6 protein-coding genes are annotated in these 9,550 nt (G+C 39.9%); 1 reads left to right on the top strand and 5 read right to left on the bottom strand.

The genetic code is table 11. The annotated features are described in order from the left end of the window. Positions 1 to 294 precede the first annotated feature (294 nt). From ABXH34_RS15495 to ABXH34_RS15510, 4 genes are all read right to left on the bottom strand, one after another. A complete protein-coding gene (locus tag ABXH34_RS15495; protein WP_353572793.1) occupies positions 295 to 2,763 on the bottom strand; it encodes an HAD-IC family P-type ATPase in 2,469 nt (822 codons plus the stop codon). Between the two features lie 311 nt (positions 2,764 to 3,074). Further along, positions 3,075 to 5,063, bottom strand: a complete 1,989-nt coding sequence (locus ABXH34_RS15500) for a pentapeptide repeat-containing protein (RefSeq protein ID WP_353572794.1) — start codon at positions 5,061 to 5,063, stop codon at positions 3,075 to 3,077. 58 nt (positions 5,064 to 5,121) lie between these two features. Then, positions 5,122 to 5,538 (bottom strand): type II toxin-antitoxin system VapC family toxin, encoded by a 417-nt coding sequence (locus ABXH34_RS15505; RefSeq protein WP_353572795.1) that lies wholly within the window; start codon positions 5,536 to 5,538, stop codon positions 5,122 to 5,124. Then, complete coding sequence (locus ABXH34_RS15510; RefSeq protein WP_353572796.1) at positions 5,538 to 5,774, bottom strand: hypothetical protein; 237 nt, start codon at positions 5,772 to 5,774, stop codon at positions 5,538 to 5,540. Before ABXH34_RS15510 ends, ABXH34_RS15505 begins: the two co-directional genes overlap by 1 nt. A gap of 295 nt (positions 5,775 to 6,069) precedes the next feature. Between ABXH34_RS15510 and clpB the strand changes: the two genes are divergently transcribed. Next, positions 6,070 to 8,646, top strand: a complete 2,577-nt coding sequence (gene clpB / locus ABXH34_RS15515) for an ATP-dependent chaperone ClpB (RefSeq protein WP_353572797.1) — start codon at positions 6,070 to 6,072, stop codon at positions 8,644 to 8,646. Between the two features lie 772 nt (positions 8,647 to 9,418). Here the strand turns inward: clpB and ABXH34_RS15520 are convergent. Beyond that, positions 9,419 to 9,544: an NADAR domain-containing protein gene (locus ABXH34_RS15520; protein ID WP_353572798.1), complete on the bottom strand. Its 126-nt coding sequence runs from the start codon at positions 9,542 to 9,544 to the stop codon at positions 9,419 to 9,421. Positions 9,545 to 9,550 lie beyond the last annotated feature (6 nt).

Genomic DNA, 9,550 nt, shown 5'->3' on the forward strand with positions numbered 1-9,550 from the left:
TGTATTCCATCTCTCATATTATAAGCCATTCTTGAGTTTAGGGAGATAAATCTGTTCGCCTGAAAGGCGAAGGTTTTAACCTTATACATGGAAATAAATTGCTGCAAGAATTATTAGATTTTGAGAAAGAATAGATAATCTCAATACTTAATGAGACATATTGCTACCTAAACACCTATGGTTAATTCTATCTTAAGTGTTATAACTCTATTTTATTTTCAGGACGACCAATCTTTGAAAGACTAGCAATCCTGACACATAACAAGGAATTGACTTATACCCTTGAGCTAAAAGCTAATGCTCACTCGGGTGCTCTTCTTCAGAAGTATCAATTGACAACGCATCCCAATCCTCTTTCCGATACGTGATGCCTAGATTCGCGGCCACTGCAACAGAATAAACACCAACCAACGCTACCAACGGAACACCAAGGAACAATTCCCCTGTGAAATTGATAGCAGTCGGCACAAGTGCAGCCATTGCAAGTTGATTCTGTGAGGTTTCATGACGTTTACCAAGCTCAAATACTGCATCCAACCGAGTCAACGACCCATCATTTAAAATGATTTGCGCACTATCTACAGCAATAGCAGATGCACCCGTCATTGATATTGAGACATGAGCACGACGCATCGCAAGCGCATCGTTAACCCCATCACCAATGAAACATACTTTACGCCCTTCATCACAAAGCTCGGCGATCCGATCATGTTTCTGCTCAGGTAAGGTGCGTGAAAACCAAGTATCAATTCCCAAAGAGTTAGCAAGCCGTTTTGTAGGTTCTTCTTCATCACCGCTCAAGACCATGACTTCCATCCCACGCGCGTGAAGCCGATCAATAAGCTCCTGAGTTTCTGAACGCACCTTAGGAACAAGTTCGATAGCACCTGCATAATGCCCATCCATGGCGAGATGCACCACGGTGTGTCCCGCAGCTTCAGATTCACTGGCTTGGGTCATGATAAATTCTGGTAGCTCAATGTCATTATTAATAAGCAAACGGCGACTACCAAGCAATACTAAATGCTCGTCGATGACTAATTTTAATCCAAGACCCGCTTGGAACGAAGGTTCTTCAACGATGATATTAGATAAATCAATATCCTGAGCCTGTGCTCCTTCAACGATTGCACGAGCAATAGGATGTTCATGACCAAGCTCAGCGGCTGCGGAAATTTTCAGTAATGTGCTGTGTTCAGTGCCGTCAACAGGATACAGTTTGCCAAGTGCAAAACTATCATGAGTGAGCGTGCCCGTCTTATCAAACACGACTGTATTAATGTCTCCAAGCAAATCGAGTGAGCGACCATCTTTGATGAGAATGCCATTGTCAGCCGCAGTACGCAACATCCGCAACATTGCCGCAGGGCCAAATACCCAGACTAAATCGAAGCTGTTACTCCAAACACCACTGACTGCACCAACGGGGCCCCATGCAACCATTCCAAGCGCACCCAAACCCAAGGTTGGGAGGATTGAACGATCAGCCATTTCTTGACTACGTACATCAAGATTCTGTTCATAAGACTGCATGTCTGAGATGAGTGTTTCCAAGCGTGCAGCTTTAGTCTCTGCACCAGTGTGTTCCGCCTGAACCAACCCTCGTCCACTCACAACCATCGCGCCAGCAAGCACTTCCTCGCCAATGGTGATTTCAACTAACCGAGATTCTCCAGTAAACATGCGGTTATCAACCATCAGTACGCCCTTAACAACCTGACCATCCACAGGAATCAGTCTACCGGGACGCACAATCACAAGCGCACCTTCTTCGACTTGGTCTAGTGGCATCTCAATTTCAACTCCATCAGTCAAAACCCAGACATTCTCGCTCCAATCACTAATTGCTAAACTGAGGCTATTCTCTCCTTCCTTACGGGTCTTGAGCACAAGGTATTTACCACCAAACACAATCATGTTTGCAAGTCCAACCGCAGCCAAATAACCCGTAGCCAGCAATAAACCCGAAGTAATGGTCAGTAATGCCTTGAATCCCAATTTTCGTTCATCGGCATACTCATGCCAAGTTTCACGCACTAACGGCACACTAGGGAGCAACGTTAGAGGGATCGCTATCAAAGCCAACGGGGGCATTAGAGTGCTAGCCATTGCAAGTCCAGACCCAGTGACTGAAGCTGCTGTCAGACGACCAAGCCGTACAAGCTCTGCATCAACATTCTCTACGACGACGGGGGGTTTCTCTACAATTTCAGTGTCATCATGAGACTGAGGTTTAATATCATGCGCTTGTTTTACATCCTCATTCACCACATTTGTAGACTTATTACGACTCATCAGTTCCGCAAAATAGTCATGAAACTGGTTAGGATCAAAGTTATAAAATGTACCGCCTTGGCTAAAATGGAGCAAAAACACTCGCCCAACCGCATAGGTTAAAGGTCCAGTAACCAAAGGGCCTACCACCAATTTTGCTAAATGACCAATACCGGGGATCAAACTAAGAAACGAGGTTGCAGGCTGATAGACCAGTACGGCAGTACCACCATTAACCAATGAGGAAATGCCCGCGCGAGCAGTCTCCGTTCGAAATTCGATGTCATAGTGTTCAGCAAGGCGGCGCAACATGTTGAGTGTGATACCCGAAACTGCGGCAAAGTCTACTAGAGGGATCGGAAGACCTCCTGCGGCAGCGGCTAGTGCTGCATGTCTCCGAATGATCCTCTCTCCCTCCTTGGTGCTGGGCAATTCACTTGCTGCTGTGGCGTTCGCTTTCTTCGATGAAATGGCGTTTTTCTGCATCATTGGCTGACTCTGTTTTTGATAGCAAATTTAGGAAGTGATAAGCTCCCAATACTCGCGGGCTGCCTCAGCGAGATTGAGCCAGCTCTAATGGTTTTCTAGGCTTGACACATACCGAATTGTATCAATATTTGTGTCCTAATGGGAGTGCGCGAGACTATCATGAGAAAATAGAAAATTCAACTACATAAGCATGTTCAACCATTCTCAGCTTAAAATTAGCATTTAATTGTAATTTCCATAAGCATTTGAGCTGTTCTTATGTCTATGTTGCTCATTCTCAACAACAGCCATGCTCTAAGCATAATGCCACTTTATTGATTAGAGAATAGTAATTGTTGATAAGTTGCCTTAACGTTTTCAAGTGCAGCTACAAGTTCTCCGCTTGTTTGGGTATCACCTGTATTGTTGATTTCTTGTGCGATGCTAATCAAACTTCCTGTATAAAAATCGATACTTTTTGATTCATTAATCGCTGATTTAAGCCCTGTTAGCGTTGTTTGTGCCATGTTCTTCACGTTTTCATCCAATTTCACGGCTTGGTCAATTAAAGTCTGAATCCGATTGACAATGTCCATTGGGGGTTCATTTGCAGCGTGATGATGTTCGTTGATGGTCATGTTTTGGGTTATGTTATCGGCATTATTCACGTTGACATTACTTGCTTTGCCATGAAAGTTAATACTACGGTTTTGTTTATCAAACATATTTTGTTGCCCTGTGTTGTGAACTTGAGCTTGGGAATGTATATAAATGTCTGGTTTTGCTATTGTGAACTTCTGCACTAACTCTTTTAATTGTTTAATTTCCCTATCTTTTTTAATAATTATTTCTCTGATTTTTTGATATTGTTGCTTAGATAAGTTAAGAATTTCAGTTTTTTCAGATGAAGTAAATTGAATAATAAGTGAGTTATCCTTGTTATGTTTTACTGACTCAATTATCACTTTTTGTCCATCACTAGATTGGAAATGTAATTCACCATATACATTCTCTAGAATTTTTATAAAAACTGTTAAATTAAATTCTCCGATAGAAAAGGTTTTAATATTAGGGGCACGTTTTCTTAGATTATTTTTAAAATATACGTAGTCTGCTTGAATATCTTTAAGGCTAGTGTCTGAATTAATAGTCCATTTTTCTAAGCATGTTCCTGTTAAATTAGCACCCTCAAAATTTACGCCTACTGCTTGGACTTGAGTAAGATTTGCTCCACGTAAATTTGCTCCTCTTAAGTCTGCATAGCTAAAATCAGAATCTGTAAAGTTAATACCTTGTAAATTTACATTGACTAAATAAGCTCCTCTTAAATCCATAGCAATAAATTCTTTTTGCTCTGTTTTGCCGTGTACAAGCAATTCTCTCACTGCTTCTTGTTCTAAAATTGTACTTTTAACATAGGCAAATTCTAAGTTTTGGGCTTGGTAAAAATTAGTGCGAATTAAGATGGAATTTGAAAAATTAGCATACTTCAAATCACTGTGACAAAAAATTGCTTCTGTTAAATTAGCTCTCTGAAAATAAGTACTAGCCCAAGCTATAAAATATAATTTTAAATTTTGTAAATAGATAAATTGACTGTTTTTTTGAGAAACTTGTTCCGAAATAAGAAGTGAAATTAATAAAAGATTAATAATAACTGGTGAGCCATATAAAGCTATAATAGAGTTTTCTAACTCTACTTTAGACATATTTGAAGCCATACCTCCAAATCCAGCAATACTACCAACTAAATACCCTATTTTTGAAACCTTTGTTTGTTCTAATATGGAAAAAGCTATTGTGCCAATTGTAATCATAGTCACTGCAACCCCTCCTAATATTACTCCTACCAATATCCCTCCAAAAATACGACCAATAGTTGCAGCCCAATTATCTATACTGTTAGTTAAAGAAATCATAGTTATAACAGAAGTAAGCAATACAAAAAATATTGTCAACTTAAAAAAAATTATGAATCGCTTATGTTTTATACTCAAAGTACAAAAATGGAAAAATACAATGTTTGCAGAGGCTATAATAAAAAAGATATAACTGCTGTTTTCTGTATCTATACGTTGTTCATTTAAATTCGTGCCAGATAATAAAACACTGCTTAAAAGCGTTAAAATATAGGCGATTATATATATCCCTAATCCAAGAAAAGCTCCTGATAAAATAGAAAATATAGATGATCCAATATAAAAAATAATATTTGTAAATAGATTTCTACCTGTCTCTATTCCCTCAAAATTAGCACCTTGCAAATCCTGCCCAATAAACGAACGCCCAAACAACTTTTGACCTGAAAAATCTTGCGGCATGACAAAGCCTCACAAACTGTAACGATTTAATGATTGTAGCGTATTTTAAAATGCCTAACTAAGTTTTCACTGAAACACCTAAACTCATAGCAACATTCGCAAATTTGACATCTAAAGTGTATAAAGTTGCTCTACGATTTAACACAATACCCAAGTGTAATGCGTCACCTGCTCTCAAGCCACTATGAAAATTTTGTAATAACTCCGTTGCCAACTCAAAATCTGCTGTACTTGGATCAATAAGCTGATAATGCCTTATTACAGATGAAAAACGTTGAAGTACACTTTTTGCGAACTCATCAGATATTTCTTTCATACGAACACGCCGCGCTAATGCGCTAGAAAACTCTACTTTTACCCATGAACTGATAGCTAATTCCTTATGTAAAACACTTTGCAATGAATTCGATACATGTTCAGAATTAGGCTCTTGGACAAATAGTGGCAAAATAAAACTCGTATCTAAATATCTCATCAGTAACGTGCTTCTTCTCGTATAGCAATGACATCATCTAAAGTTGTTCTATCACTCATCTTTTGCTGACTACGAAATTCCGCTAACGCTTGTAATGTTTGTTGCCATTCCTCATCAACGGTAGGACTGTCCATTTTCACATATCGCTGCTTTAAGTAACCTACAAAATCAAATACTTCTTGCTGTGCAAAAGGTGGTAACTCGGCGACATTTTCTAATAATAATTGCTGATTCATTTTTTATCCTTGATGCGATAATCTATTTAATGATTGTAGCGTATTTTGGAATTGAATTGTTTTTTGCCATCTAAAACCTGCTCGAATTTACTCAGGGCGTTTCAAAATGTAGAAGAAGCACAAAAAACGGTGCATATACTGAGAATGTGGACACACTATGACTGAATAGAGTCACATCAAATTTTACTTCGCCAAGCATTTTTACCTAACTGTCTTACATAGTTCTCTTGATTCTCATCCATACCTACCCTATAAACACAGCCAATGAATATAAATTACTTATAGAGAAATTGGCATGAACTACGAAAAACTTACCACAAAATTCCAACAAGCTTTAGCCGATGCGCAAAGTTTAGCAGTTGGCAGCGAACAACGTTTTATTGAACCTGCTCACGTCTTACAAGCAATGCTGAATCAAACTGATGGCAGTGTTGGACAATTATTGAATTTAGCAGGCGCAAACCTAAATCAATTACGCACCGAATTAACCAATACCATAAATAGTCTCCCCACGGCATCAGGCAATGAAGGTGAAGTGCATGTTTCCAATGATTTAAAACGGATATTCAATGTCACTGACAAATTAGCCCAACAACATAATGACCAATATATTCCCAGCGAATTATTTGTGCTTGCCTGTATTCAAGATAAAGGACAAATCAGCGGTATTCTGAAAAATTCAGGAGTCACCGTCCAAGCCCTGACCCAAGCAATTGAACAATTACGCGGTGGGCAAAATGTCAATGACCCCAATGCTGAAGATAATCGCCAAGCCTTAGATAAATATACGATTGATTTAACCGAACGCGCCAGCCGTGGCAAACTTGATCCCGTGATTGGGCGTGATGATGAAATCCGCCGCACCATACAAGTATTGCAACGTCGAACTAAAAATAACCCCGTATTAATCGGCGAAGCAGGTGTAGGTAAAACCGCAATTATTGAAGGACTTGCACAACGGATTGTTAACGGTGAAGTGCCTGAAAATCTCAAAAACAAGCGTGTCTTGTCTTTGGATATGGGTACATTGATTGCGGGGGCTAAATTTCGTGGTGAATTTGAAGAACGTTTAAAAGCTGTATTGCACGACTTATCCAAACAAGAAGGGCAAATCATTCTATTTATTGATGAAATTCATACCATGGTTGGCGCGGGCAAAGCAGAAGGCTCAATGGATGCGGGCAATATGTTAAAACCTGCCTTGGCGCGGGGTGAATTGCATTGCGTCGGCGCGACCACCTTGGATGAATACCGCAAATACATTGAAAAAGATGCGGCTTTAGAACGACGTTTCCAAAAAGTATTAGTCGATGAACCGAATACCGAAGATACGATTGCAATTTTGCGTGGTTTGAAAGAACGTTACGAAGTGCATCACGGTGTTGACATCACTGATCCTGCGATTGTAGCGGCGGCGACCTTATCCACCCGTTATATTACTGATCGCCAATTACCTGATAAAGCGATTGATTTAATTGATGAAGCTGCCAGTCGGATTCGGATGGAAATTGATTCTAAACCTGAGCGGATGGATAAATTAGACCGTCGTTTGATTCAGCTTAAAATCGAACGTGAGGCGATGAAAAAAGAAACCGATGCGGCTTCAAAATTACGTTTGGAAAAACTCAATACGGATATTGAACAATTAGGCAAAGAATACGCGGATTTAGATGAGATTTGGAAAGCCGAAAAAGCCAGCGTTCATGGTTCACAACAAGTCAAAGAAGAATTGGAAAAAGCCCGTATTGAGCTAGAAACAGCACAGCGAACCAATGATTTAGCCCGCATGGCAGAATTGCAATATGGCAAAATTCCCGAGTTAGAAAAACAATTAGTTGCAGCAGATTCCGCCGCCGAAAACACCCAAGAAATGCAGCTTTTACGCAATAAAGTCACTGAAGAAGAAGTCGCCGAAGTGGTATCTAAATGGACGGGGATTCCTGTCACCAAAATGTTAGAAGGCGAACGCGATAAATTATTGCGTATGGAAACCGATTTACAACAACGGGTGATTGGTCAAGAAGAAGCGGTTGAGACGGTAGCCAATGCAATTCGACGTTCACGCGCGGGCATTTCTGATCCTAATCGTCCCAATGGTTCATTCTTATTCTTAGGGCCAACGGGTGTGGGTAAAACTGAATTGTGCAAAGCGTTGGCGAATTTTCTATTTGATACCGATGACGCGATGGTGCGGATTGATATGTCAGAATTCATGGAAAAACATTCAGTTGCACGTTTAATTGGTGCGCCTCCCGGTTATGTCGGTTATGAGGAAGGCGGTTATTTGACTGAAGCGGTGCGTCGCAAACCTTATTCAGTGGTGTTATTGGATGAAGTGGAAAAAGCCCATCCTGATGTATTCAATGTGTTGTTGCAGGTTTTAGACGATGGTCGTTTGACTGATGGTCAGGGGCGCACGGTGGATTTTCGCAATACAGTAGTGGTGATGACTTCTAATTTAGGCTCGCATGTGATTCAAGAAATGGCGAGTGAAGACAATTATGAAGGCATGAAAAAGGCTGTTATGGAGATTGTGGGGCAGCATTTCCGACCTGAATTTATTAACCGTGTTGATGATTCTGTGGTGTTTCATCCATTGGGGCAAAAACAAATTCGTTCGATTGCCGATTTACAAATCAATCATTTACGTGGCCGTCTTGCTCAGCAAAATATTAAATTGAATGTGACGGATGTGGTGTTAGATAAAATTGGCGAAGCGGGTTATGACCCTGTTTATGGTGCAAGACCATTGAAACGTGCGGTACAACAATTGATTGAAAATCATCTGGCACAAGCTTTGTTACGCGGTCAATTCCATCAAGGCAGTGAGATTTTAGTCGGTTGGGAAAATGGGGAGATTGTGTTTAGATAATCTTGTCACAGGAGTGCAAAACAAGATGTTCTCGTTCTACGCAGTGCGTAGAATGAGCCACTGACGCACTGCGTCAAATATGGTGGACGCTGGTGCGTCCTGTGGCATGACAACAAGGTGCATCGTCATGAGGAAAATTTTTTCAATGCTTTGGACATATCCTGCACATCATTTTCAGGATTGTATAATGGCTTGACCTCATAATCTTGATTGCCAATAATCACCAACGCATGACGTGCAGCTTGAGTTGGGACAAAATGTCAGTAGTAAAATCAAATAACGTAATAACATCTTTTTGCTCCTTTTTAAACGCGGGTGTGCTTTTGGATCATTCTACGTGATGCGTAGAACGAGAACAAAAATAAGACAGCTCTACAAGATTAATTTAGGCTTATAGATTCAACGAACGCAAGCAGTCAAAGCATTTTTAGTCAGTGGATTAGATATTGAAGCAGATAAACTAGAAATCACAGGCTATAACGAAACCAAATCCATTAACTCAAATACAACAGAAATGGGGCGAACAAAAAATCGCTGAGTAAAATTTATGCGATTGAATTAGATAGACGGTAACAGCAATTGATTGAAAATCATCTGGCACAAGCCTTGTTACGGGGTCAATTCCATCAAGCCTGTGATATTTTAGTCGGCTGGGAAAGTAGAGAGATTGTGTTTTGGTATTGTAAATTATTACAGACATTAATTTTAAATGGCTACAGTTTTACAAAGAAAAATGCTTATGTAACACTTAAGAAGAAAATCACTATAATATTTATGTATTTAATCTTTTGAGCTGTTCTCTCACTTCCATCAATGCAAAACCGAGCAAATTTAAGCCTTGCCAATAATTAGGATTTTCAATATTGGGATCATCTATTGCAAGTCCAACTCCCCATATTTTATC

Source organism: Candidatus Albibeggiatoa sp. nov. BB20 (genome assembly GCA_016744725.1).
Classification (GTDB): Bacteria; Pseudomonadota; Gammaproteobacteria; order Beggiatoales; family Beggiatoaceae; genus Albibeggiatoa.